Raw genomic sequence first — 25,553 nt, forward strand, 5'->3', positions numbered from 1 at the left:
GGGGAGCTCTTTAAAAAAGAAGACGGCCGGGTGTAAAAAACCCATGAAAGACTCATTTTCGTGACGTGAGCTAACTCACGATATATGATTCGCTTCATGACCGTCGAACTAGACGAGGTGCAACATTTCCTTGCAGAAAATGCACCTTACGCCCAGCTTCCTGCGGAATCGCGTGCGTTGCTTACACGCTCTGCCGAGATACGCTACTGCAAACGTGGTTCGGTTATCTTACGCTGCGGAGAACCCAATGATTTGTGTTGGGTGATCCGCAGTGGTGCAGTGGACATAACCGATGAAAACGGAGTGCTCCTGGATAGGAGAGAGGCCGGGCGCTCTTTTGGTTACTCCACGATTCTCGGAGAGAATCGGAATCGTTATTCGATGATTGCAGTGGAAGACTCCCTCCTGATCACTATTACTCGTGCGGATTTCCTCGCTGTCGCTGAGAAGGATGCTAGTTTCACGCGTTTCTTTTCCAGCCAATCAACTCGGATGCGTGCAGCGGCTGAACAGGTGCGTAACAACGACGGCTCTCAATCGCTGCGGGCGCAGCTGGGGGATTTTATGACCACCCAGCCCGCCACACTGCATCCGACGGAATCTATTCAGTCTGCGGCACGTGTGATGCGAGATAAAAATGTGTCTTCGCTGGTTATTGCTACTGATGAGGACATCTGTGGAATCGTGACTGACCGCGACCTGCGCAGTAAAGTCGTCGCGGATGATGTGGACGTCACCATGCCGGTGTCGGGGATCATGACCCTGAACCCCATCACGGCGACTACCACAACGCCAGCGTTTGAGGCGATGATGATTATGGCGGAACACGGCATTCACCATCTCCCCGTGCGTGATACAACACAGCCTCATAAACCGCTTGTGGGAATCGTCAGTTCTCCCGACATCATGCGGCTGTTGCGCAATGATCCCATTTACATCACCGCGGATATTTCCAGGCGCAGCTCTGCGGAAGAACTCGCAGAGGTCTTCGCTCGCAGCAAGGACGTAGCAGCACGTTTTGTGGAGCGTTCAGCACGCCCGGAGGAAGTATCGGCCTTGCTTTCTCACTCGGCGGATGCAGTGGCGCGTCGATTGCTGGGCCTTGCAGAAGAAGAGCTCGGTCCTCCTCCCGTTCCTTATGCGTTTGTTGTGGTGGGTTCCCAAGGGCGCAAAGAATTGGGCTTTGCCTCAGATCAAGATAACGCCCTTATTCTTTCTAATGCGTTCAAGCCGGAAGAGCACGGTGAGTATTTCACGGTCCTCGCCAACCGGGTGTGTCAAGGCCTAGCCCTGGCCGGTCAGGTGCTTTGCCCTGGAGACATGATGGCATCTAACCCACAGTGGCGACTCACCGAAAGCGAGTGGATATCTACCTTTACCTCGTGGATTACTGCACCTGAGCCAGAGGCTCTCATGTTTGCGCAAACCTTCTTTGACATGAGGCTCGTGCATGGCGATGAGTCCTTGTACTCCAACGTCCGGGCCAGCTCCCTGGATCAGGCGCGCTCTGCGAGGCGTTTCCATGCCCACCTTGCAACGGTTGCTTCACGACGAGAACCGCCACTAGGTTTTTTCCGTGGTTTTGTGGTGGAACGCGGCGGTGACTATGCCCATACCCTGGACATCAAAAAGGGAGGGATTCACGCGATTGTTCAGATGGCGCGTTTGTACGCGCTGACGTGTGGGGCAGACGCCTTGGACACTCGTCAGAGACTGAATGCTGCGGCAGGCCTCGGGGCTGTGTCTGAAAAAGGCGCACATGACCTGTTGGATGCCTTTGACGTGCTTAACACCATTGCGTTTGATCATCAGGCAACGGATCTCCGCGTGGGCAATGCACCAAGCTATCACGTGGACCCGGAGCAGCTCGGAAAGATGGATCGTGAGCATGTGCGCGATGCCTTCCACATCATCAAGGGGATGCAGCAAGCGTTGAGCACTAAATATCCCACCCGGAGCATGTGATGTGGTGGGGGAGTAACGCCATCCGCAAGGCGCAGGGGCCGTTGGCGCAGGTTTATCAAGAGCTTCCGGAGAAAAACGATCACACCCGGCTCTTGGCAGTAGACATGGAAACGACTGCGCTCCGTCCTACGGAGGGACGAATCCTTTCCATCGGTTGGGTGCCCATCGATGATGGAAAAATACAACTCGCAGGTGCCGGACATGTGTTGATTAAGCCGGACAATCTGGACAGGGATTCTGTGGGCAAGTCCGCAGCTCTTCACAACATTACGGATGCGATGTTAGAGGAAGGGGTGAGCGAACAGAGCGCGGTGGGCATGCTTCTCGACGCCCTCCGTGGGCGCGTACTCCTTGCCCACTTTGCCCCCATAGAAGTGCGCTTTGGGGATGCTGCTTGCCGTCGGCACTTCGGAGCGCCGCTGCGGGTGCCATACGTGGACACCATGGAATTAGAGCGTAGACATATGGAACGCATGGGCACGTATCCGCGGGGAGAAGACTTAAGGCTTGCGCGAGTACGCAATAGGTATGGATTACCCCATTACCGCAGTCACAATGCGCTGACAGACGCGTTGGCGTGCGCGGAGCTTTATCTAGCGTTAAACGGATAACGTCTCTATAAAATAATAAAATTTTTGTGAGTATAACGACCGGGGACACGTAAAGTAGAGCCATGAAGACCTACCTTTATCGCGCGTGCCTCGTCTTGTGTTGTGTCTACCTGCTGTTCATGATTGGACATAATTTTTACTATGGTGAGAATCTTCTTGTCACGTGGATAGGTGTGGTTGGGGTCATACTGCTTATTGCAGGGTCCGTCCTCAAAATTATTTCAGATAAAAAACTGAAACGGACAACGGGCGGCGAGCTAAGGGAGTTTTCTGAGGCGCAACTTGATGAGCTGCGGGCATTAAAAGCTACAGGCCAGACGGTTGCGGCTGTGAAAAAGGCGCGGATCTGGTACCCAGGCTTAGGCTTGCTTGAGGCGAAAAATCTGGTTGACAGTATGTAAAAGTGCGTGCCGCCATGTGCGTCAGCTGATGGGGGTTCGTCGGAAGCCAGTACCTCACGCGATACCCCAGAAAAACCGTGGTGGTGGGAAAACTCGACTGAGTGAGTACTATCTTTGCTATGCGTTTTGGACGAATAGCTACCCCAGATGGCATGTGCTTCTGCGTTGTCGAGGGCGACGGTGCAGAAACTGTGTGCAAAGAAATTGAAGGCACTCCGTTTACCGAGCCGAAAAAGACGGGTCGGGAGTGGAAACTAGAAAACGTGCGGGTGTTAGCCCCTATGCTTCCGTCCAAGATCGTGGCTATTGGTCGCAATTATGCGGATCACGTTAAAGAAGTTTTCCAAAAGAGCGCAGAGCATCTTCCTCCTACGCTGTTCCTCAAGCCGCCGACTGCCGTCATTGGCCCGGGTGCGCCCATTAGGATTCCGGAGTTTGCCACCAAGGTGGAGTTTGAGGGCGAGCTGGCTATGGTGATCGGCAAGCCTTGCAAAAATGTTAAGAAGGAAGACTGGAAGTCTGTCGTTCTTGGGTTCACCATCATTAACGATGTTTCTTCCCGCGATCTCCAATTTGCAGACGGACAGTGGGCGCGCGCTAAGGGAATCGACACTTTTGCACCGCTTGGGCCGTGGATTGAAACAGACCTGGATTCTATTGACACCACCAACCTTCCGATCAAAGCTCACCTCACACATGATGGTGTGACGGAAACTAAGCAGGATTCCAACTCTGATCAGATGATTATGAACCTGGGCGAGATCATAGAGTTCATCACGGCTTCTTTCACGCTTCTACCAGGTGATGTGATCTGCACCGGATCACCAGCAGGTACTGCGGAGATGGTCCCAGGCGACTTTATCGAGGTAGAAATCCCAGGACTGGGAAGCCTCGGAAACCCTGTAGAGCGGGCATAACAGGAAGTCTCGTTGTAAAAAAGCTATCGCACGGCACGCGCCAGTGCGGTAGCTTTTTGCATATGACTACTGAACACCGCCATTCACATCACGATGCTCCTCCTAGGCATCCAGAGGATGATATTTATACAGATTCAGCAGGACCTGTGTGGTCGGGCAACCCTAATAGCTCATTAGTGGCGGTGATCCAGGAGCTGGATCTAAACGCTTCACCTTCTCAGAGCCTTGATGTTGGCTGCGGTGAAGGCGCGGATGTTCTGTGGTTGGCAGAGCATGGCTGGAAAGCCGTGGGGGTGGATCCGTCGGAGATTGCTATTTCCCGTGCCATAGCTGCGGCAACAGAACGCGGGATCGCTGCGGATTTTGAAGTGGCAAAGCTACCCGATAATTCTGGCACTGCGCAGGCGTTGCAGGAGCGCTACGGCCTAGTTACCGGCTTCTATATTCCTGTGAAGGGGGAGGAGGGGCTTGCAGCGATGACCAGCTTGGTGTCCCCAGGCGGCTACCTTGTTCTCGTGCACCACGATCTTGAAGAGATGATCGCCACGGGGCACCAGAGTCCCGACGTGCTAAAAGACTATCTCTTCCCCTCGCACATCGCAGAAATGCTGTCAGCGTCGCAGTGGACAATCGTGATCAACGAGTCCCGTGAGCGTCATGTGGCTACCGGGCTTGGTCATGGCCATACCCTTGACAATGTGCTCGTCGCGCGCCTTAAGCAGGGCTCTTAATCAGAGCTAGAGTCCGAGTGCTCGCATGATAGTGCGCAGCTTTGCGGAGGTCTCTTCGACCTCTGCATCTGCGTCGGAATCTGCGACGATGCCGCCGCCGGCCCACGCCCGTGCGGCGGTTCCGCTTCCGTTGACCTCCGCGCACCGGATGGCGACCATGTATTCACCGTCGCCGGCTGCGTCGGACCATCCCACGGCTCCGGAATAAAAGCGGCGGTCGCCCTCAGCAATTCCGATAATTTCTTCGGCTGCGTCTGTCGGCGTGCCGCAGATAGCAGGAGTGGGGTGCACGACCAACGCGAGTTCTAGTGCGGTCATCGCGGGGTCTTTGAGCGTGCCCACGACGGGGGTAGCTAGGTGCCACATCTCGTTAGTCCGCGTGAGCTCTGGGTACTGGGGGATATCAAGGGAGGAACACAAAGGTGTGAGAAGCGTTCGCAGGTGATCGACAACGTAGGAATGTTCGGCGAGATCTTTCGGTGAACGGCGTAGCTCTTCCCCCGCGCGGGCGTCGAGAAGCTTATCTGCGCTGCGGGGAGCCGAACCGGCTAATGGGTATGCGGAAATCGTTGACCCCTGTTTTTTAATCAGTACTTCCGGGGAAGACCCCACCAGCATTGCGCCCACAAAGTCTTCGCCAGCAGGAGAGAGGTCTGCGATGAATCCATCGCGATTCTGGGAAAGGTCGATCAAACGTGCAGCTATCAGGCGTGGATCCACGGGTGGATCAAAACGCATGTCCACTGCTCGTGCCAAGACGACTTTTTCTAACGTGCTTGCTTTGAGCGTCTCAATCGCTGCGATGACGCGATCCCGGTGCTCGCCCAATTCGGGTACCAGAGCATCGAGATGAGCGTGCATAACGCTGCCCTCACCGTGGCGATAATACGCATGCGGCTCTAGTGGTCCTTCTTCCCGGATAACCGTTTCCGGCACAGTCAGAGCACACGCGTGATCGCGGCGAAAGGGGAGGGCTCCCACCACAAGATCTGCGGTGCCGTTGTGTAGTGCTTCTATGGCTTCCCAGGGGTCGGAGAAGGTTTTCTGAGCACCTTGGGTTCGGATGGAACCATGGGCACGTGACAACAAAAAGTCGGGCGCAGTTGAGGGGCGGTGGGCACACATGACAAACCAGTCTAGTGCACTGGTCTACGATGAAAGACATGTCTGAAGTACGCGTACGTTTTTGCCCATCACCCACAGGAACTCCACACGTGGGTATGGTGCGCACAGCCTTGTTCAACTGGGCACAGGCCCGTCACACCGGTGGCAAGCTTGTATTCCGCATCGAAGACACAGATGCAGCCCGTGATTCTGAAGAGTCTTATCAAGCAATCATTGACTCCCTGACGTGGCTTGGGATGGATTGGGATGAAGGCGTAGTGGTCGGTGGACCACACGAGCCATACCGCCAGAGCCAGCGCATGGATATTTACGCTGAGGTGCTGGAAAAGCTTAAAGCCGCAGGTTTTGTGTATCCCGCGTATTCCACAGCAGCAGAGGTAGAGGAACGCCATCGCGCCAAGGGCGAAGACCCCAAGCTTGGCTACGATAACTACGACCGCACCCTCACCGAAGAACAAATCGCCGCTTTTGAGGCCGAGGGCCGCCAGCCGGTCTGGCGCTTGCGCATGCCAGATCAGGACTGGAAGTGGAATGACCTGGTACGTGGTGAGATCGAGTTTAAAGCCGCTACCCAGCCCGACTATGTAGTGGCCCGCTCCAATGGGGCACCGCTCTACACGCTGGTCAACCCGGTTGATGATGCCCTCATGGGCATCACGCACGTTCTTCGCGGCGAGGATCTGCTTCCCTCAACTCCTAGGCAGCTGGCGCTGTATGAAGCGCTGAAGGCAATTGGGGTGGCGGAGCAGACTCCTGAGTTTGGGCACCTTCCCTTTGTGATGGGCGAAGGCAACAAGAAGCTCTCCAAGCGCGATCCGCAGTCGAACCTGTTCAACCACCGAGATGCCGGCATCATCCCTGAGGGCATGATGAACTATCTCGCGCTGCTTGGCTGGTCGCTGTCGTCGGAGAAGGATATTTTCTCTGTAGACGAGCTCGTTGCCAACTTTGACGTGAAGAACGTTTTGGCTAACCCAGCGCGTTTTGACCAGAAGAAGCTTGAGGCCATTAACGCCGACCACATTCGACTGCTGGCCCCAGAAGACTTCAAACAGCGCCTGCGCGACTACCTCACGGAGTACACGGATTTCTCTGCGGATTACCCAGAGGAGAAGTTTGCTATCGCCGCCGACTTGGTTCAGACCCGCATCAAGATGCTTGGCGACGCCTATGCGCTTCTGAAATTCCTCGATACCGCGGATGAGGACCTCGTGCTTGATGAGAAATCCGCGAAGAAGAATCTCAAAGAGACCGCTGTGCAGCCACTGGAAGCCGGCATTGCGGCTCTGGAAGCCCTTGACGAGTGGACCACTCCTGGTATTGAGGCTGCGTTGCAGAAGGCCCTCATCGAGGACCTGGAGCTCAAACCACGCGTTGCCTATGGCGCATTGCGTGTGGGCGTCTCCGGCCAGGCTATCTCGCCGCCATTGTTCGAGTCGATGGAGCTTTTGGGACGAGAGTCCACGCTCAACCGCTTGCGTGCTGTTCTTAAGGTGACGCCTTACTCGGCACAGTAGGGCAGTAGCTCGGTGGGCTTAGTGCCCAGTGGGCTCGATGGAACTGAGAACGAGAAAAACCCCGAACCGGCAATCATACAGGCAGGTTAAGCTGATGTTTTAGCCGCTGGTTCGGGGATTTTTGCATCCTCATAAAAGTTGATGCATAACCATGGCTTATGGGGAACAGGATGGGCTTATAAGATTGGGCTTGCGATTGATGGTGAATGAGACGCGCCGTAAATGAATGTACCGTTGAAAATAGCGATAAAGCAGTTAAAGTAAATCTTTGTGATATTTGGATTCGGCGAGAAAGCCTCGCACACCGAAGGTTATAGGCCGCGCCATGCACGGCCCACGGCCCAAAGGCGCGCGTGGAGGGCTCTGACGCGGGATCGTCGTGTGGCGATAGCAGTCGCCTCAGCAGCTCTTATTGGTTGCCTTGCCGTACCGATTTCTCTAATTACTGACGTTGAAGCGAACCCTACGTTGGTGAGCAAAAGTGTGGTGAGGCAAACTCCCGCCATTCCACAAGACAACGATGCTCCTGCTCAGAGTGCTGCTGCGCCCTATGGCGGTGCGGCGGAAACAGTGCCTGTGTTTTCCGGTCCTTATCCTTTTGACTCCACGTATAACCCGCATCCGGCCGTTCTGCCTGGACAGATGCGCAATATAGAGATCACAGCCACCAATGGCGTTCGCCGTAGGTATCTCTTACACGTGGGGAAAAACTACAGGCCGGAGCGGCCGGCGCCCTCTCCCGTCTTGTTTGCGTTTGCGGGATGGCGGGTAGACCCTGAGCATTTTGCTCGTGAATCCAAGTTTGCTGATGGGGAAGCCGGCAATGATGCCTTGTTAGTTTTTCCTGCTGGGCGTGAAAACTCTTGGGAAGGCGCTCCCTATTCCGTTGCCGCTCCTGGGGAAGACATAGCGTTTGTTAAACAGATCCTTGAAACCATTGACCGCGATTATCTGATCGACCGCACCCGTGTGTATGCCGCGGGTATGTCTAACGGCGGGGGAATGGCTGCGATCCTTGGATGCCATGCTGCTGATGTTTTTGCCGGAATCGTAAGTGTCTCATCCGCGTACTATCTTCCGGTTACCGCAGGATGCAAGGGTAAGCCGGTACCTACGCTGGATATACACGGCACGGTTGACCATGTGGTGGCTTATGAAGGCGGTCATCGTCATGGCGTCCCATATCACTCCGTTCCGGACTATCTTGCTACTGTCTCGCAGCGCAATGGCTGCCTGCCGGAAAAGCCGACGCAGCTCAAGGTTGGAGATGTTGAGATCGAAAGATTTAACGGGTGCGCTGCCGAGACCGAACACATGCGAGTGTTGGGCCAAGGTCACGTATGGAACCAAGCCCCCAATGCTTCTACCGCTGCATGGAACTTTTTGAGCCGGCAGCATTTATAAAAAGGGCTATGACCACCAGATTTGTGCACTTCTAGTGGTTGTGGTTATATTAGTTCCCGTTGCACAGCAAGGTGTTGAGAAACAAACCGAGCTGTTAAGCGATGGCCTATGGTGTAATTGGCAACACTACGGTTTCTGGTACCGTCATTCTAGGTTCGAGTCCTGGTAGGCCAGCAGCGAGAAATCGCTTCTGATAGAAAGTTCTATGCCCCGTTCGTCTAGCGGCCTAGGACGCCGGCCTCTCACGCCGGTAACACGGGTTCAAATCCCGTACGGGGTACAAAATGACCACCCAAAGCGCAATGCTTTGGGCGGTTTTTTCATGTTTTAGCCTGTTATTAGGTGGGGTGTGACAGGTTTTGCATGGTTATGGGAAAATTTTGGGGAATTTTCGGGTAAGCCTTCAAACAATCCAGGCTAAAGGTATATATTTGCTTAACGTAAAGGAGTTTTTTCCTATCCGTTCACTTTATGTGGGCACATTCCAAGTGGTTTGAGATTGATGTGAAGATGCAGGGAGGAATAGGTCGCTTATGGGTGGTGGGATAAAGCGCTATCTTGGCCTGGTGGCAGTAGTATGCGCTGGCAGCACTATCGTGGGAATACCAGCAGCAGGGGCGCAACCGGCGCAGTGTCCGAGGATAGAGATCGCGGTAACTGGGGGATCGGGAAACTCGAGCCCCTTGGATGACCCCCAAGACATCCTCAGCTTCGGCGGAACAAACTTTGCCAAGCACGTTGCTCGTCTACATTCGGATGTGCGTGTGTGGCAAACCCCGTATTACTCCTCAATCGGTGTTGTCGGTGGCGGAAGCAAAACCGGATTCGATCGCTTTTTAACCTACGGTGACTCCTACCGGGGCGGCGTGGATACGTTGCATAAGCACGTTGAAGAAGTCGCTGCCGCTTGCCCAGGAACGTCCTTTATCTTGGCCGGATACTCCCAGGGCGCGGATATCGCCGGGGCAATCACTGAGCGTATTTCGCGCGGTGAGATTAAAGGCGTGACTGCGGAAAAACTTCTCGCCTCGTACCTCCTAGCGGATCCCGGTCGGTCGCGCATAACGGCTAATAGCGCCACCACGACCACCGGTTACTCCGGCAGAGTGACAGAAAATGGGGCGATCATGGTTGACACAAACTATGGTCTCCCAGATCCAGGTTCGGTGGGCATTGCCAGCCCACGTCCTGCTGGTGCCTTTAGCAACCTGCCTGGAAAAGTTCGTTCCGTGTGCAGCTCGGGCGACCCGGTGTGTAGCGTGATCCCTAACGGAGCACTGGCTGCGGTAGCTCAGTGGGCTACCAAAGAAGGCAAAGAGATTAATTACGACCGTCCCAGCGTTTCTTTGGGCTCGATGTTTAAAGACGGTAGCTTTGTCATCTCCGTGGGGCCTTACCTTGGCCAGATCCTCTCTGGATTTTATTATGGGGAGCCTCAGCCGGTTCGCGACGGCTTCTACGCAGCATCGCGCAACACATGGCTTAACGACGCCCAGCGCAATGCCTTGGAAATCGTAGCCGAGGAAACCTCAAGTTTGATGCGTTACCTGGATAGCGCGAAGATCTTTGGCATTACCCAAGAACACCTGACTGGCAACATGGCCATGGATCGCCTCATCAACATCGTCGGCTCGCTGCACAGCAAAATTGGGCTTGCAGAAACCTCCCTGGCGCTTGGTGCGACCTCCAGGCACGTCTCTTATACCGGTGATAGCAGCACGCCTACCACGATCCAGGGGCAGCGGGTAGACGACTGGATCCAAACCGATATGTCCAAAGTGGTAGCGGCGCATCTGGGTGGGCCAGCATTGCCGGAAATCCCTCAGACTGCACGCATGGGGCTTCTCCAGAAAGTGGGAGCACCAATCTGGTGGCTGACCAAAAAGATTTTTGGAGAGCGCAGCAAGATGACGCGTGACATATGGGAGTATTTTGACCTCTGATAAAGAGCGCTGTCCCCGTAATGTCGAGTAATGCCGATCGGGGACAGCGCTTATAAAATCCTATTGAGCTGGGTATTTGAGGAAATTTAGCAAAAGTGCTTCACAACGAGGTGTGATCCGCCTAGACTGTGGGGTGTCGGACCGATTAGGTCACAACTTTAAGGGTGAAGATCCTAGAGGAAATAAAACGACGCTGCTAGGAATCTAACGCCTCCTTAGGGACTGGCCTTCATGGTCGACAGCTCATGCTAGTCGAGCCAGCAAAGGAGGTTGCGTGGCAGCAAGTGATTCAACAGAACATTCCGGTTACCGCGTCGGCAGCTCTTTCAACGCCGGCAGTGCCCTAATCCGGACTTCTAAGCGCCAGGGATGCGTGAAGCCGGAGCTACTAAGAACTACTGGAGCGGTAACGTCCCTTAGTTTCAAGAGGTATTAGCCAATCCCGACATACTTCCCCTTCAGGGTTGCGCGGACGAAGCGGCGAGATGCCGGCTTACGAAACTTTCGCATTACATGTCGATGAGATTCGAGCGTTCCTCAAGATTGATAAGGAAGAGCCTTAGGGCTTGAAACGATTAATCCACTCAAGAAGGGTTCCCACCGTCTTTCCAGGCGGTGGGGATTTTGATTTCTGGCCATCTACGTGGCGATTTGCTAGTTCATGGCAGTTGCACTTAATATCTTATGAGTCCGCAGCGAAAGCTTGCGATGAACGACTTGCCCCGTTCGTCTAGCGGCCTAGGACGCCGGCCTCTCACGCCGGTAACACGGGTTCAAATCCCGTACGGGGTACCACTTACCGCCCAAAGCTCAGTGCTTTGGGTGGTTTTTGTTGTGCTGGGTCGTAAGGGACGTAGGCTCGGGGAGTGTACATGCCTGCATAACCATAGACAGTGGCGGTATTTTCTGTGGTTTTAGTGCTCTTTGTCTATGGTTATGCAGGCTATGGGGGATAGAGGTCGCGACAAAGTATTCCTTCTGCAATAACTCATAGGAAAGCTCACCATACTTTGTAAACATTCAATTGTTTATTAGAGTATTAAGGTGTCATTACGATGCATAGATTCATGATTGCGCGTAATGCTCGACAATATTTGGACATAACCAAGGAGACCTCACCATGGCAACCGTTCCAGCTGGCAAACGGATCATGCTGCTAGGCGTATACGGAATGGAAGCTGTGGAAGTGGGAGGTGCGCTTCTTAAAAACGCGAATAGGGGTGGCCAGTCGAGTGCTGCAATTATGTTGTGCGGTGAGGAGATGCGCCCAGGGGTCACCGCGGCGTGTGAAAAACTTAAAATTTCGGTTGATTATCTTGGCTTTGCACTGGGCGAAATACAAAATGATGTGGCCCATAAGGCTGAGATCGTTAAGGCGATACGAGCAGCGGCTCCTGAGGTGTTGATTACGCAGGATCCCGAGCACTCCGTTGAGGATTTTGACCCGGATCGTCGTGAAGCAATGAACTTGATTTTGGACTCGATTGCGCTGTCAGCTCGCCAATGGCGGGTCGAACTCGGTGATCCCGTGGCGCTGCCTGAGGTCTACTTTATGAGTCCTGATTCACCCAACACCATCGTGTCTATTTCAGATGTGTGGGAGGAAAAGCAGGGGGCGCTCGACCTTTTGGAATCTCAGCTGGAATTCTCTGCGCAGCACTATGATCGCTACCACGGTTCGGAGACCATGGAAAAAATTGTTCCGGGCTGGGCCACGATGGATAACCTTGAGCGGGGCAAGAAATCCCTGCGCGAGTTCAATAGGGCCCTTTACTTGAACAACGGTTCTTTGGGGCATGGTCACTTTGCGTTTGCCGAGGCATATCGCAAGGTAGGCATGTTCCACGTCGATCACCTATAACGCATGCAGATCGCCCAGTTCCTGCGCCCACACCGCCATTCACGAGTCTGAAAAGCCACCGTCGATGCATCGAAATCGAAGCGCATACTTCTACGCACTCGTGTTTATCGCGTTGCTCATCGTGAATTTTGCCCTGCCCCGGTTTATGCCTGGCTCTCCGCTTAAGCACGTCGCGGGTGATGCCGTGGGCGAATTAACCGCAGCAGACCGGATGAACCTTCTAACGGCATACGGGCTAGATAAACCGTTGTGGCAACAGTTTTTCCTCTACATCCGCGATTTTTTCACGCTCAATTGGGGAACGTCTTTTGCCAAAAAAGAGTCGATAACCGCGATTCTGTTACGTGCGGCACCGTGGACACTGCTCCTAGCCAGCGCAAACTTGATTCTCTCCACCTTCATCGGTGCATGGCTGGGACGTCGTTCCGCGCTTAAGCGAGGCGAGGGTAAAGACCGCCGCTATGTTGTCGGGGCAGCTTTGATGAGCTCGATTCCTATTTTCTGGGTATGCATTGTGCTGCTTTCGCTGTTTGCTGCCACGTGGCGCCTGTTCCCGCTAGGAGGGGCAGTAGACCTGTGGCACAAACACTCAGGAATCGCATGGGTCGTGGATGTTGCCCACCACCTAACGCTCCCACTCCTAGCGATGGTGTTTGGCACGATTACCACGTACTTCATTGCAATGCGCCAGGGGACATTACGCGTTATCAACAACAGCTATGTTGAGCTTGCTCGGTTACGCAATATCAGCGAGGACCGCGTGCGTCGGTGGTATATCACGCGCAATGCTTTAACCCAGGTATTTACTATCTTCATGATCGACGTGGGCTATCTCTTTTCCGGCTCTCTTGTCGTGGAATCGGTCTTCTCTTATCCCGGCCTCGGCCAGGTTATGACTGAGGCAGTGTTTAACCGGGACTATCCGCTCATACAGTCGAGTTTCCTTGCAATCTCGCTTTTGGTGTTGGCTAGCAGCTACCTATCGGATCGTTTGTATTCCCGAGTCAACATCGGGGCGGAGATATAACCATGAAATTTCTCAGATCTTGGTGGCCCCTCGTTATTATTGCGATTCTTATAATCGTTGCGATCTTCGCGCCAGCCCTTGCGCCTTATGACCCCTCCGCGCAGCAAGGTCGCCCTTTTAGCGCACCGAGTGCCAAGCATTGGCTCGGCTTGAACCACCTGGGAGAAGACATCCTGTCGGAGCTCATTATGGGAACCCGGCACTCACTAGCCATTGCGACTGTGGCCAGTCTGATCACGCTCGCGATTGCTTTTGTAGGAGGTGCGATTGCGGGGCTTCGCGGAGGCGCTACTGATTGTGCGATCATGCGGGTAGCTGAGTTCTTCATGGCTGTCCCTGCGCTTCCGGCGATACTGCTTCTTGCTGCGATCATGCAGGGAGGTTTTTGGTCGATGGTCTTTGTCCTCACGGTCATGAGCTGGCCTTATCTTCTCCGTCTTGTGCGCGGTGAAGTCGTTGACATTAAGCGGCGCGGATACATCCGAACAATCCGTGCGATGGGGGCATCTGACCTCTATATTGTGCGAGTTCACGTTCTACAAGAGCTCGCACCCATGCTCGTCTATCGCTATGTCTTGAGGTTTAAGTCGACTATTTTGACAGAATCCACGCTCGCTTTTCTTGGAATCGGTGCTCTCACCACCACATCGTGGGGAACAATCCTGCACCACGCTCAAGCAAGGCATGCTTTCACCACTGGTACCTGGGTTTATTGGGCACTCCCTGCGGTCATGTGCATCATCGTGGTGAGTTTTTCACTCATGATGTTGGCCTACAAGATTGAAGAACGCTCAGATGCGAGGTTGTCTCATGCCATTGCTTGATGTCAGTAGCCTCTCAGTCACGTATCCGAGCGCGGTAAAACCGGTGGTCAAAGACTTTGACCTTAAGGTAAGAGAAGGCGAGTTCGTGGGCCTGATGGGAAGTTCCGGAAGCGGAAAAACAACGATTATTCGCTCAATCTTTGGCAACCTCCCAGCCGGAACGAGCGTCGAGGGAACAATCCTGTTTTCTGGCACGCCGATGGGAGCGCATCGGTGGTGGCGTGATATTTCGCTTGTTCCTCAGTCTTCAATGTCATCGTTGAATCCGTCGTTTCGCATCGGAACCACCATTGAAGAAACCTGCAAAGCAAACAACGTAGATTTTTCGCACCGACGTATCTGCGAGCTTCTCGACGTCGTCGAGCTTGCCCCAAACGTTGCGGCACAGTTTCCTCACGAACTTTCAGGAGGGATGCGGCAACGCGTCTGCATCGCACTCGCCCTGGCCTGCAACCCCCGGATGGTCGTGCTTGATGAGGCAACGACAGGTCTCGACGTGCTGGTGGAAGCGCATATCGTGGCTCTCCTGGACAGGCTGAGAAAACATCTGGGATTAGCAGCGATCCTCGTTTCTCACGATCCGCGGATTATGAGTGCTTTGGCGGATTCTGTCGTCTCCCTTGAGGAGGTCCAATGAGTACCTGCCCGATCCGCGTTGAGCGGATTACCAAGCGCTATGGGAAGACGATCGGTGTTTCGGACGTATCTCTCGATTTCCCCACGGGGCATGTTGTCTGCATCGTGGGTGAAAGCGGAAGCGGCAAAACAACTCTGATCAACGTCTTGTTGGGCCTGATCAAGCCCACCGCAGGGCGCGTCTTTCCTGCGCAACAGGCGGCGCTTGTTCTGCAGGACCCATATACGTCTTTAAGCCCTCTGCTCACCATAGAGCAGAGCATGGCGGAACCATTCAAGCTTGCGAAAAAACGCATCGACGCTCACCGTATCGACTCGGTTTTTTCTCGCCTAGGACTGAATTTTTCAGCTTTAGCGCAGCGTCGGCCCCACGAGTTATCAGGGGGACAACTACAACGTATCAACATCGCACGCGCCGTTCTTATGCAACCAGATCTCATCGTGATGGACGAGCCGACATCGATGGTGGACCCCATAAACACCCAAAGAATCGGCGAAATAATTGCGAAGATGAAACACGACGCTGCGGTTGTGGTGGTCACGCATGATCTTGGCTTTGCACAAGGGATAGCAGATTCAACCGTTGTGATGCGTCAGGGGAAGATGATCGAACACATCACGGACAACAACGATTTAACAACTAGTCAACTACCGTACGTTCGGGAGATGGATTGTGCGGCGAATGATCTTGCCGCCTATGTACGTCACCTCAATATGTCCAGGTAGCGGGCATTTTTGAAAGGAAAATTCATGCGGAGAGTCTTCTCCCTTCTATGTGCGGCAGTGATGGCTTTGAGCTTCGCCGCTTGTACCACTCAAGGGTCTTCACCCTCGACCAACACAGCCTCGGGGCATAAGGTCGCAAGCGCGGTGATCCCTATTCACCGAGACGAAAACTCACTTAATCCTACAGCTATGTCACGGGAAGCCCCGGACTTACCGCCCTGCGTCTAGTGTATGACGCGCTCTTTAGCGTCGATAAGGATGCACAAGTTCAGCCGCATCTAGCAAAGTCATATGAAGTCAATGGTGACTACACCAAGTACACCATCGAGGTCCGCGATAACGTGCGCTGGCATGACGGGAAGAAACTAACGCCTGAAGACGTAGCATTCACCTTCAACTACGCCAAAGGCAGCGACAGAGCTCGCTGGAAGAACATTGCGAACCGGATTTCCTCTATGGATGTCGACGGAAACCACGTGACCTTCACTCTGGCCGACTCAAATCCTTACTTTGTTGAGGAAATACTGACGGATATGCCGATCATTGCCAAGCATGTCTTTGAAGACAAAAAGGCTAATGAAGTCACCGAACACGTGGGCACCGGCATCTACTCACTGACCGAATACGTCCCAGGGCAGAAGTACGTGCTTACCGCTAATGACGAATTCTTCCTAGGGAAACCTGCCATCGGCACGCTGAATATACCGATCATCACCGATTCCGCCGCCATCCACCAGGGGCTAAAATCGGGAGAATATTTGACAGCATTCTCCGCCCTCGCGCCAGAGCTCGCCGAAACTTTTGAGAAAGAGAAAAGCCTCAAAGTAACCAGCGGGCCAGGGTTTGGAAATGACATGATCTACATGAATACAAGCGTGGGGCCTTTTAAGGACGTGGAATTCCGCCAGGCCATCAGCCTTGCCATCGACGAGGACGCTCTCATCGAGCGGGTTTATCTGGGGCATGCCGACCATCCCACCGCGGGCTTTTATTCACCACATTCGCCGTGGGCAGATACGTCGCTCAAGTATGAGTTTGATACCGCCAAGGCAGAAAAGATGCTCGACAAACTTGGATATAAGCGTGAGGGCGATTTCCGCACAAACAAAGACGGCAAGCCTTTTACCATCGAGCTTCTTTCTTCAGAATCTGCCTTGCGGCTTGCCGCAGCACAAACCATTGCGCAGCAACTGGCAAAAATCGGTCTCGATGTCCGCGTAAAATCCATGGACTCAGACACTCTTGACGAGCATGTATGGCCTGGCTTTGATGTCTCCCAAGAGCCTAACTACCAGATGACGATCTTTGGGTGGTCGGGGCCAACGCAATTGAGAGCATCGACGATCGTCCAGATGGGTGCATCAGACCCAACGCTGGGAGACTTTAACCTTGGCAAGTATAAGAATCCCACGTTTGACCAACGTGCTGATGCTTACGTGAAGTCCGGGTCAAAAGAAGAAAAGGAAAGCCTGGTCAAGGAACTAGAGAAGATATATGCAGAGACCATCATTGCGCGGCCTTATGCGTACGGACAACTGATTACCGTGCATAATCCCACTATTTATGATGGCTTTGTCTTCCAAAAAGGTGAAGGCATTATCAACGTTTCCTCGTTCTTAGAGAAGTAATCACACCCCCTGATAGGCCTAAGAATCAGAGAAAGCCGGTGCTCCTTATCAAAGGGCATCGGTTTTCTTGCTCAAACCGCGTGATATTGAGGGGCCGGTAGGAAGAAATTGTCGTTTTTGAGAACGCTAGATTTTGCTTCTTGGGGTTTTGCAACGCTTGTAGCTGCTAGCGTTCTCAAAAACGACAAAGTGAGGGCGCTATCCGTTCACAGTACGATCGTCATGATCCAGCACCACATCAAACCCCAGCTCCTTGACCAGCGCCAAGTCGCTGGCAATGGTAGAGCCAGTGGTGGTGAGCATGTCACCGCTGATGGCCGAGTTAGCGCCGGAGGTAAAGCAGGCTTCGCCGTGGTCGCCAAGTAATTCGCGCCCGCCGGCGAGTCGGATTGCGGCGTCAGGGCAGAGGAACCGGAAGATGGCTACTGCGCGGCGTACTTCTTCTGGAGCCACGGGAACCATCCCTTGGAGCGGGGTTCCTTCGATGGCTACCAGGACGTTGACCGGTATGGACTTTACGCCGAGTTCCCGGGCGGAGATGACCATATCGATGCGGTCTTCAAAGGTCTCGCCTAAGCCTAAAATGCCACCGGAGCAGAGACTCATCCCGGCGCGCTTGGCGGCTTCTAGCGTCTCTATTTTGTTTTCAAAGGTGTGGGATGTGCAGATGTTGGGGAAGTTGTTGCGTGATGTTTCTAGGTTGCAGTGAACGCGGCTTACCCCTGCGTTATGCAGCAAGGTGAATTGTTCTTCGGTGAGAAGGCCTGCGGAAATGCAGACTTCGATGCCTATTTCTGCGCGGATTCGGCGCACGCCTTCGCAGATGTGCTCTACTTCGTCGCGTCGTAATTTCCGCCCTGATGTGACGATGGAGAAGCGGAGTACGCCCTTTTCTTTGTTCTCTTTGGCTTGTGCAAGCAGCTCGTCGACGGTGATGAGCGGGTATTTGTCTATTTCAATGTTGGGAAAGCGGATGCTTTGGGCGCAGAAGGTGCAATTTTCTGGGCATCGTCCGCTTTTGGCGTTGATGATGGAACACATGTCAAAGCCGTTGCCGCAGAAGTGTTGACGGATGTCATCGGCGGCTTGGGCAAGCTCATCGAGGGGTGTGTCGAGAAGCGCGAGGGCGGTGTCGCGGTCGATGATTTCACCTGCGAGTACGCGTTCTTTTAAGTTTTGAACATCGTTCAATGTGGTGGTCATGAATGTGATTTAACCACTGTTGGCTGTGTTCGGTAGGGCAAATTGACTGTGGCATAGAGCGCTTTGGGTGCCCTTGCTACCGTTAGGATGGAAGCATGACACACGCACAATTAGCCCTTTCCCCGCGCCTCCTCAATGCGATAAACATCGCTGCGGTGGCCCACAGGAATCAGTACCGCAAAGGAACTGCTATCCCGTACGTTTCTCACGTTTTCGCGGTGATGAATATCGCCAGCGCCATGACGGACGATGAGGACATCCTTATAGCTTGCTTGCTTCACGATGTCCTCGAAGATGCGCCGGACGAGTTCTCAGCAGAGCAGATCGAGGAAACTTTTGGCCCACGAGTCTTGGAAATCGTGGGGGAGGTGACCAAGGACGAGTCGCTGTCTTCCTGGCAGGAGCGTAGCGACGCCTACCTGCAGCATCTTCGCTCAGCTTCCGAAGCAGCTCTATGCGTATGCGCTGCGGATAAGTCCCATAACCTCGCCTCCATACTGCAAGATTATGATGCTCTAGGGGATGCTCTGTGGGAGCGCTTTAACGCAGGGAAAGAACGTCAACAATGGTGGTATGCAAGTGTGTATGGCGTGCTTGCTGACCGCTTAGGGGAAGATAATCCTGTGCTGCGGCAGATGGGGATGATGGTGGAAAAGCTCGGAGCTTTATAGAGATTCTGATAGTCGTTGGGCCGCGAGGGTAAGGTCGCGCGCCCAGAGTGTTGATGGTGCGGGGCGTAGCCGTTCGGTGGGGCCGGAAATTGATAGTGCCGCGATAAACAGGCCCTCGCTATCAAAGACGGGGGCGGAGATACTGGCCAGGCCAACTTCGCGCTCGCTGATCGACTCGGCCCAGCCATTGCTGCGGGCTTCTTCAAGGTCTTCTGCGGTAAATTGCGCTCCCGCGTCTAGCATGGCCTCACGTAGCGTGGGGGAGGAATACGCTAGGAAGACTTTTGCTGCGGAACCCGCGGTCAGGGGGAGTCGTGTTCCTACTGGGACGGTGTTTTGGAGGCCGATAGCGGGCTCTTGCGCAGCAATGCACACGCGGGTTGCTCCGGCGAGTTGGTAGAGCTGTACCGATTCGCCTGTGACGTTCATGAGGTGCGCCATGATGGGGGTGGCGACGTCGATAAGCTTGGTGGAGCTTCCTGCCCCAAGGGAGGTGAGCACCGCGCCGATTGTCCATTTTCCGTCGGAAGTGCGCGTGAGGATATTGTGCGTTTCCAGTGCTGTGGCTAAACGGTGGGCGGTGGCGCGGGGGAGATCGGTGGCCTCGCACAGCTCTGTCAGAGAGAGGGGGTGCTCTGCGACGGTCAGCATTATGGTTACTGCGCGGTCGAGGACCTTAATACCGCTTGTGGCGGCTGGATCTATGTTAATCTTTCCCATGACACGATACTAGCATTCCATTTTATGGGATTCATCCTTAAGTATGGAATTGATTATGTAAAGAGGTGATTCGATCCATGACCAGCCCCGTGGCATCGAAAGAAGAGAAGCTAACCCTTGCAGAAAAAGTGTGGCGTGACCATGTCATCTCGCGCGGCGAGGGCGACCAACCTGATCTTATCTTCATTGACCTGCAACTCCTACACGAGGTCACCTCACCCCAAGCCTTTGACGGCCTACGCATGGCTGGGCGCACAATGCGGCACCCTGAGCTACACCTTGCCACCGAGGACCACAACGTTCCCACGGAAGGTATTGCGGCAGGATCATTGCTAGAAATCAATGACCTGGTTTCTCGCAGACAGGTGGAAACACTGCGTAAGAACTGTGCGGAATTTGGTGTTCGTCTTCATGCCATGGGGGACGCGCAACAAGGTATCGTCCACCAGGTGGGACCCCAGCTGGGGGCGACTCAACCCGGAATGACTATCGTCTGCGGCGATTCCCACACCTCCACGCACGGCGCTTTTGGTGCTATGGCCTTTGGCATTGGCACCTCAGAGGTGGAGCACGTGATGGCCACCCAAACGCTTTCCCTCAAACCTTTTAAAACCATGGCGATCAACGTCTCTGGGGAATTGCAGCCTGGGGTTTCTGCCAAGGACCTCATCTTGGCGATCATCGCCAAGATTGGGACGGGCGGGGGACAAGGCCACGTTATTGAATATCGCGGTGAGGCCATCGAGAAGCTGTCTATGGAAGCACGCATGACAATGTGCAATATGTCCATTGAGGCCGGTGCGCGTGCAGGCATGATCGCACCCGACCAGACCACTTTTGACTACATCAAAGGCCGAGAGCTTGCCCCGCAAGGACGGGACTGGGATCAGGCGGTGGAGTATTGGAAGACGCTGCCTACAGACGAGGGTGCTGTTTTTGACACCGTGGTGGACATCGACGGCTCGGCAGTCACCCCCTTTATTACCTGGGGGACAAACCCAGGTCAGGGGCTTCCGCTCAGTGAAAACGTCCCGTCGCCTGAAGACTTTGCTGGCGATAATGAGAAAGCCGCCGCGCACAAAGCGCTGGATTATATGGGGCTGACCCCAGGGACACCGTTAAGAGATATTGCGATCGACACAGTATTTCTTGGTTCCTGCACCAATGCGCGCATGGAAGATCTGCGCACAGCCGCAGAAATTCTTGCTGGTCGCACCATCGCAGATTCAGTACGGATGCTCGTGGTTCCTTCCTCAACCATGATTAAGCAACAGGCAGAAGCGGAAGGGCTAGACAAGATCTTTATCGCTGCCGGTGCCGAGTGGCGCTCAGCAGGGTGCTCTATGTGCCTAGGGATGAACCCAGATCAACTGGCGCCTGGCGAGCGCTCTGCCTCTACCTCTAACCGAAACTTCGAGGGCCGCCAAGGCCCTAAGGGGAGAACGCATCTGGTATCACCAGCAGTCGCAGCAGCAACAGCTATTAAAGGGACATTGGCTAGCCCAGCGGACTTGGACGAGGAGTGAACAATTATGGATAAATTCACAACCCATACGGGTATTGGAGTCCCACTGACCCGCTCGAATGTGGACACCGACCAGATTATCCCGGCAGTCTACTTAAAACGGGTCACGCGCACGGGCTTTGACGACGGCCTCTTTAACAATTGGCGCACCAATGACCCCAACTTTGTGCTCAACCAGCCTTCCTATTCCAGGGGCTCAGTGCTTGTCGCAGGGCCAGACTTTGGCACAGGCTCCTCCCGCGAGCATGCGGTATGGGCACTGATGGACTATGGATTCCGGGTGGTGCTGTCTTCTCGATTCGCGGATATTTTCCGGGGGAACGCAGGGAAATCTGGGCTCTTAGCCGCGAAAATGGAACAGTCCGATATTGAGCTTCTGTGGAAGCAGCTAGAGCAACAGCCGGGTCTAGAGGTAACGGTGAACCTAGAAACCCGAACTGTGGAATGCGATGGTTCCGTTTACACCTTCGACGTAGACGACTACACGCGGTGGCGTCTACTCGAAGGCCTCGATGACATTGGGCTTACGCTTAGACAGGAGTCAGAGATCGCTCGTTACGAGCAATCCCGACCAACGTTTAAACCCGTCACTCAGTAGAAGCTGCGCTATTTTGCCGGAAGCGGGCTGGCAAGATAATCGGCTCCTGTCAGTTCGCCGTTGGTAAAGGATAGAACCCAGACACTGGCCTTCTTTGCCGGTATTTCTTCCAAGGGGAGTCTGCCGGAGGCTGATAGCCAGGCGATCGTGTCAGGGATGACCATGCCTTGTGCGACGACCACGGACACACCGCCTTGATCGATAATCCGAGAGAACGCTGCTTGGGAATCGGTCATGGCGGATAACCAGCCTTCGTCGCCAAGCGTTGCGTCTACGGAAACCTCAAGGTCCAGGGCCTTAGCTAACGGGGCAGCGGTCTGCTGACACCTGTCTGGCAGGGCAGAATAAATGGCGGTGGGGCGAAACGCCTCCAACAAAGGGGCGAGCAGCTGCGCCTGTCTGCGTCCCTTTTTGTCCAAGGGGCGCAGATTATCGTTGCCTGCCCAGTTGCTGCGTCGGAAAGCTCGTGCATGCCGGACATACAGGATGCGGGTAGTCGCTGGAACCTCAAAGCGCTTGCGGGCTTTATCCATGATGTTTTTGTCCACGTCGTAGCTGAGAAGCTCGCGAGCCTGGTGAAAATCGAGCCAGCGGATCTCATCCACCTCATTATTAGGGGTAAAGGTTCCGTCTAGGACCTCGGCAGTCCAGTAGTAGACCACTTTGGTGCGGTCGCCGACGGGGTACGTGACCTTGCCTAGTAGCTTTCCCAGTCTCACGCGGAATCCGGTTTCCTCGACAATCTCGCGCGCTGCCGTGACCGGCAAAGATTCACCTGGATCGACTTTTCCCTTGGCCAGCGACCAGTCGTCATAATGCGGTCGGTGGATCACTGCGTATTGGATGGAATCAGGATCGGTATGGTCGCCACGCCACAAGACCGCTCCTGCTGCAAGAGTAGAGCGTCTATATTCCTGCGCAGGCTCGGCCACGATGCTTTGGAATCTTCCCGTAATAGCAAGTGAAGATTGCTGGTCCTTAGTCGCTTCGGTGTGACTGGTTTTATGCATCGCTGTAGCTTTCTCTAGTCTGTGGCGGTCTGTGGCGAATGATGACGGGGTAGCGGAAGTATGGATATATCTAGCCTAGCTACTTGACCAACGTCTTTGGGTGGGTGCTCATAGCTCGTCGGATAGCGTTAGCGTGGGCTGCTCATGAGCACAAACACTACACCGAGGCTACGCCGATACAGGGAATAACTGGTGCTCATGAGTCCTACTATTGCTCGGACATATGGCAGGGACGAGGCACAACAGAGAGCCTAAAGCCAACAAAGTTGCTATATCCATGTACATTGACGTGAGTGAAGTAAAACAGAGCGCACGCATCGTGGCGGCAGCTCTGAAGTGTCCAATAGTGCAACCAGAGGAGTATGCGGTGAAAGTTGCGGTAATGGGAGCCGGATCGTGGGGAACAACCCTGGCTAAGGTCTTTGCAGATGCAGGGTGTGATGTTCGCCTATGGGCACGACGTTCTGAAGTCGCAGCTGAGATCAACCAGCAGCACACCAACAACCGATACCTTTCTGGCATAGTTCTTCCGGAAGCCTTGCGTGCCACGGATAACCCTGCGCAGGCGCTTGAGGATTCTGACATTGTGGTGCTGGGCGTGCCTAGCCAAACATTAAGAGACAACTTATCCGAGTGGGCCGCTGCGATTCCACAGACCGCGATCCTTGTGAGCCTGGCTAAAGGCATAGAAAAAGATACTTTCGAGCGGATGAGCCAAGTAATCGCTGAAGTCGCTGGGACTCCCGATACTCAGATTGCCGTTCTCTCCGGGCCAAACCTAGCCCGCGAGATCGCTGAGGAACAGCCAGCTGCAACAGTGATTGCCTGTACCGACGAGGCGAACGCCCAAAAAGTTCAAGCTGCACTCTCTGCCCCGTACTTCCGCCCGTACACCAATACAGACGTTATTGGTTGTGAAATCGGTGGAGCCTGCAAAAACGTTATTGCATTAGCGTGCGGTATGGCCGCTGGTAGAGGACTCGGTGAAAACACAGTGGCCACCGTGATCACTCGCGGCTTGGCGGAAATTACCCGGTTGGGCACCGCAATGGGCGCTGATCCGCGTACCTTCGCCGGACTTGCCGGATTAGGTGACCTGGTGGCTACGTGTTCCTCACCGCTGTCTCGTAACCGTACTTTTGGCGCGCGACTAGGAGAAGGAAAGACGCTGGAGGACGCAAAAGCCGCCACTAACGGGCAAGTGGCAGAAGGCGTTATCTCTTCGATGTCTATCTCCCGTCTGGCAGAAATCCATGAAGTAGATATGCCTATTACTCGTGCTGTCTACGGTGTGTGCCATATGGGTGCAAGTGTTCATGACATGGTTGCGGCGTTGATGGGGCGTACAAAGAAATCCGAGTAGCACACAAGGTAAAGTTTGTGGTTGTGACTCAGAATCCTTCCGAAAATCCCCGTGTCAGGGTTGCCGTAGTTTATGGCGGCCAAAGCTCAGAGCATTCCGTTTCCTGCGTTTCTGCCGGGGCGATTATGTCTCACCTAGACCCAGAAAAATACGAGGTCTTTCCCGTAGGAATCACCCGTGATGGTGTGTGGACCGTAGGGGAGACCGACGCCACCAAGCTGCGGACTGTGGACCGCGTTATGCCAGAGGTGGAGTTTGTCCGTGAAGTAAAGCTTTCCGTGAATCCTCGTTCTGCCGGTGAGTTCCGGTATGAGGACGGAACGCTGTACGCACATGCCGATGTGATTTTCCCGGCCTTGCATGGTCGATTTGGTGAGGACGGAACCATTCAAGGAATGTTCGAGCTTTCTGGCATTCCTTATGTGGGAACCGGAGTGTTGAGTTCTGCCTGTGGCATGGACAAGGAGTACACCAAGAAACTTCTTGCGGCGGAAGGCCTGCCCGTGGGCAAAGAAGTGATCCTTCGTGGGGACGAAACCCTCACAGATGCCGATAAGCACATGCTGGGTCTCCCTGTGTTTGTTAAGCCCGCACGAGGCGGATCATCCATCGGAATTTCCCGCGTAGCCGAGTGGGACGACTTCGATGCTGCCCTCACCCTAGCCCGAGAGCATGACACCAAAGTGATCGTGGAAGCGGAGATTAAAGGCGTAGAAGTAGAGTGCGGCGTACTTGAGCGTGCCGACGGCTCCCTGATCGCTTCAGTGCCGGCACAGCTAGAAGACGTTGATGAAGGCGAAGAAGGCTTCTATGGTTTTGATACCAAATACCTAGACAACGTAGTCACAGCCACCATCCCAGCGCCCTTTGATGAGGCAACAACCAAGCTCATCCAATCGCTATCGCTAGAGGCCTTCCAAGCACTTAACTGCCGAGGCCTTTCTCGCGTGGACTTTTTTATCACCGCCCAGGGGCCAGTCCTCAATGAGGTGAACACAATGCCGGGCTTTACCCCGATTTCCATGTATCCGCAGGTGTTTGAGGCCACCGGGATAGGGTATGCAGAGCTGCTCTCTCACCTGATCGACCAGGCGCTGGCTCAATAAAAACCAAAGCATTAAAAATAAAGAGGTTGGCACCACAGGAC

The 25,553-nt window shown here is 54.2% G+C and carries 23 protein-coding genes and 3 tRNA genes; 22 read left to right on the plus strand and 4 right to left on the minus strand.

Features of this window, described 5'->3' with window-relative positions:
• Positions 1-96: 96 nt before the first annotated feature.
• From CKV68_RS00255 to CKV68_RS00275, 5 genes are all read left to right on the plus strand, one after another.
• Positions 97-1,965 carry a DUF294 nucleotidyltransferase-like domain-containing protein gene (locus CKV68_RS00255; RefSeq protein ID WP_095076202.1) on the plus strand — a complete coding sequence of 623 codons (1,869 nt, stop codon included), beginning with the start codon at positions 97-99 and terminating at the stop codon, positions 1,963-1,965.
• Positions 1,965-2,576, plus strand: coding sequence for a 3'-5' exonuclease (locus CKV68_RS00260; RefSeq protein ID WP_231910443.1), 612 nt, complete (start codon positions 1,965-1,967; stop codon positions 2,574-2,576). The genes CKV68_RS00255 and CKV68_RS00260 overlap by 1 nt, the downstream gene beginning before the upstream one ends.
• 62 nt (positions 2,577-2,638) lie before the next feature.
• A complete protein-coding gene (locus CKV68_RS00265; protein WP_095075373.1) occupies positions 2,639-2,977 on the plus strand; it encodes a hypothetical protein in 339 nt (112 codons plus the stop codon).
• Positions 2,978-3,096: 119 nt separating this feature from the next.
• A complete protein-coding gene (locus CKV68_RS00270) occupies positions 3,097-3,894 on the plus strand; it encodes a fumarylacetoacetate hydrolase family protein (RefSeq protein WP_023635560.1) in 798 nt (265 codons plus the stop codon).
• A gap of 62 nt (positions 3,895-3,956) precedes the next feature.
• Complete coding sequence (locus CKV68_RS00275) at positions 3,957-4,625, plus strand: class I SAM-dependent methyltransferase (protein WP_095075374.1); 669 nt, start codon at positions 3,957-3,959, stop codon at positions 4,623-4,625.
• Positions 4,626-4,631: 6 nt separating this feature from the next.
• Here CKV68_RS00275 and CKV68_RS00280 read toward each other — a convergent pair whose 3' ends face one another.
• Positions 4,632-5,750: an isochorismate synthase gene (locus CKV68_RS00280; protein ID WP_095075375.1), complete on the minus strand. Its 1,119-nt coding sequence runs from the start codon at positions 5,748-5,750 to the stop codon at positions 4,632-4,634.
• A 29-nt stretch (positions 5,751-5,779) separates the two neighbouring features.
• Here CKV68_RS00280 and gltX point away from each other — a divergent pair, with 29 nt between their 5' ends.
• The 12 genes from gltX to CKV68_RS00340 all read left to right on the plus strand — a co-directional run bounded on the left by gltX (position 5,780) and on the right by CKV68_RS00340 (position 17,316).
• The gene (gene gltX / locus CKV68_RS00285; protein WP_014836276.1) at positions 5,780-7,267 is read left to right on the plus strand and encodes a glutamate--tRNA ligase; all 1,488 of its coding nucleotides are present in this window, start codon (positions 5,780-5,782) and stop codon (positions 7,265-7,267) included.
• A gap of 270 nt (positions 7,268-7,537) precedes the next feature.
• Entirely contained in the window at positions 7,538-8,671 is a 1,134-nt protein-coding gene (locus tag CKV68_RS00290) for a CE1 family esterase (RefSeq protein WP_095075376.1), read from the plus strand.
• Between the two features lie 102 nt (positions 8,672-8,773).
• Positions 8,774-8,845: transfer RNA gene (locus CKV68_RS00295), tRNA-Gln, on the plus strand.
• Between the two features lie 33 nt (positions 8,846-8,878).
• Positions 8,879-8,951, plus strand: a tRNA-Glu gene (locus CKV68_RS00300).
• Positions 8,952-9,204: 253 nt separating this feature from the next.
• Positions 9,205-10,614: a cutinase family protein gene (locus tag CKV68_RS00305; protein WP_013911337.1), complete on the plus strand. Its 1,410-nt coding sequence runs from the start codon at positions 9,205-9,207 to the stop codon at positions 10,612-10,614.
• 719 nt (positions 10,615-11,333) lie between these two features.
• Positions 11,334-11,409 (plus strand) — tRNA-Glu (locus CKV68_RS00310).
• A 325-nt stretch (positions 11,410-11,734) separates the two neighbouring features.
• Entirely contained in the window at positions 11,735-12,475 is a 741-nt protein-coding gene (locus tag CKV68_RS00315; RefSeq protein WP_013911339.1) for a PIG-L deacetylase family protein, read from the plus strand.
• A gap of 64 nt (positions 12,476-12,539) precedes the next feature.
• The gene (locus tag CKV68_RS00320; protein ID WP_095075377.1) at positions 12,540-13,502 is read left to right on the plus strand and encodes an ABC transporter permease; all 963 of its coding nucleotides are present in this window, start codon (positions 12,540-12,542) and stop codon (positions 13,500-13,502) included.
• 2 nt (positions 13,503-13,504) lie between these two features.
• Positions 13,505-14,326, plus strand: a complete 822-nt coding sequence (locus CKV68_RS00325; protein ID WP_095075378.1) for an ABC transporter permease — start codon at positions 13,505-13,507, stop codon at positions 14,324-14,326.
• Positions 14,313-14,963: an ABC transporter ATP-binding protein gene (locus CKV68_RS00330; RefSeq protein WP_095075379.1), complete on the plus strand. Its 651-nt coding sequence runs from the start codon at positions 14,313-14,315 to the stop codon at positions 14,961-14,963. The genes CKV68_RS00325 and CKV68_RS00330 overlap by 14 nt, the downstream gene beginning before the upstream one ends.
• Positions 14,960-15,688, plus strand: a complete 729-nt coding sequence (locus CKV68_RS00335; protein ID WP_095075380.1) for an ABC transporter ATP-binding protein — start codon at positions 14,960-14,962, stop codon at positions 15,686-15,688. Before CKV68_RS00330 ends, CKV68_RS00335 begins: the two co-directional genes overlap by 4 nt.
• A gap of 227 nt (positions 15,689-15,915) precedes the next feature.
• A complete protein-coding gene (locus tag CKV68_RS00340; protein ID WP_231910444.1) occupies positions 15,916-17,316 on the plus strand; it encodes an ABC transporter substrate-binding protein in 1,401 nt (466 codons plus the stop codon).
• A 198-nt stretch (positions 17,317-17,514) separates the two neighbouring features.
• On the opposite strand, the gene bioB is transcribed toward CKV68_RS00340, so the two are convergent.
• Positions 17,515-18,519 carry a biotin synthase BioB gene (gene bioB / locus CKV68_RS00345; RefSeq protein WP_095075381.1) on the minus strand — a complete coding sequence of 335 codons (1,005 nt, stop codon included), beginning with the start codon at positions 18,517-18,519 and terminating at the stop codon, positions 17,515-17,517.
• 95 nt (positions 18,520-18,614) lie between these two features.
• Here bioB and CKV68_RS00350 point away from each other — a divergent pair, with 95 nt between their 5' ends.
• Positions 18,615-19,190: an HD domain-containing protein gene (locus CKV68_RS00350; protein ID WP_095075382.1), complete on the plus strand. Its 576-nt coding sequence runs from the start codon at positions 18,615-18,617 to the stop codon at positions 19,188-19,190.
• On the opposite strand, the gene CKV68_RS00355 is transcribed toward CKV68_RS00350, so the two are convergent.
• Positions 19,185-19,910, minus strand: a complete 726-nt coding sequence (locus CKV68_RS00355; RefSeq protein WP_014836292.1) for an IclR family transcriptional regulator — start codon at positions 19,908-19,910, stop codon at positions 19,185-19,187. The genes CKV68_RS00350 and CKV68_RS00355 overlap by 6 nt on opposite strands.
• A 77-nt stretch (positions 19,911-19,987) precedes the next feature.
• Between CKV68_RS00355 and leuC the strand changes: the two genes are divergently transcribed.
• Positions 19,988-21,436, plus strand: a complete 1,449-nt coding sequence (leuC, locus tag CKV68_RS00360) for a 3-isopropylmalate dehydratase large subunit (protein WP_095075383.1) — start codon at positions 19,988-19,990, stop codon at positions 21,434-21,436.
• A gap of 6 nt (positions 21,437-21,442) precedes the next feature.
• Entirely contained in the window at positions 21,443-22,033 is a 591-nt protein-coding gene (gene leuD, locus CKV68_RS00365) for a 3-isopropylmalate dehydratase small subunit (RefSeq protein ID WP_095075384.1), read from the plus strand.
• 8 nt (positions 22,034-22,041) lie between these two features.
• Here the strand turns inward: leuD and CKV68_RS00370 are convergent, their stop codons facing one another.
• Positions 22,042-23,043, minus strand: coding sequence for an NUDIX hydrolase (locus CKV68_RS00370; protein WP_095075385.1), 1,002 nt, complete (start codon positions 23,041-23,043; stop codon positions 22,042-22,044).
• Positions 23,044-23,410: 367 nt separating this feature from the next.
• Between CKV68_RS00370 and CKV68_RS00375 the strand changes: the two genes are divergently transcribed.
• Positions 23,411-24,406, plus strand: a complete 996-nt coding sequence (locus CKV68_RS00375; RefSeq protein ID WP_038620961.1) for an NAD(P)H-dependent glycerol-3-phosphate dehydrogenase — start codon at positions 23,411-23,413, stop codon at positions 24,404-24,406.
• A gap of 23 nt (positions 24,407-24,429) precedes the next feature.
• The gene (locus CKV68_RS00380; RefSeq protein WP_029975347.1) at positions 24,430-25,512 is read left to right on the plus strand and encodes a D-alanine--D-alanine ligase family protein; all 1,083 of its coding nucleotides are present in this window, start codon (positions 24,430-24,432) and stop codon (positions 25,510-25,512) included.
• The last annotated feature ends 41 nt before the right edge of the window (positions 25,513-25,553 follow it).

The sequence above is a fragment of the Corynebacterium ulcerans genome (genome assembly GCF_900187135.1).
Classification (GTDB): domain Bacteria; phylum Actinomycetota; class Actinomycetes; order Mycobacteriales; family Mycobacteriaceae; genus Corynebacterium; species Corynebacterium ulcerans.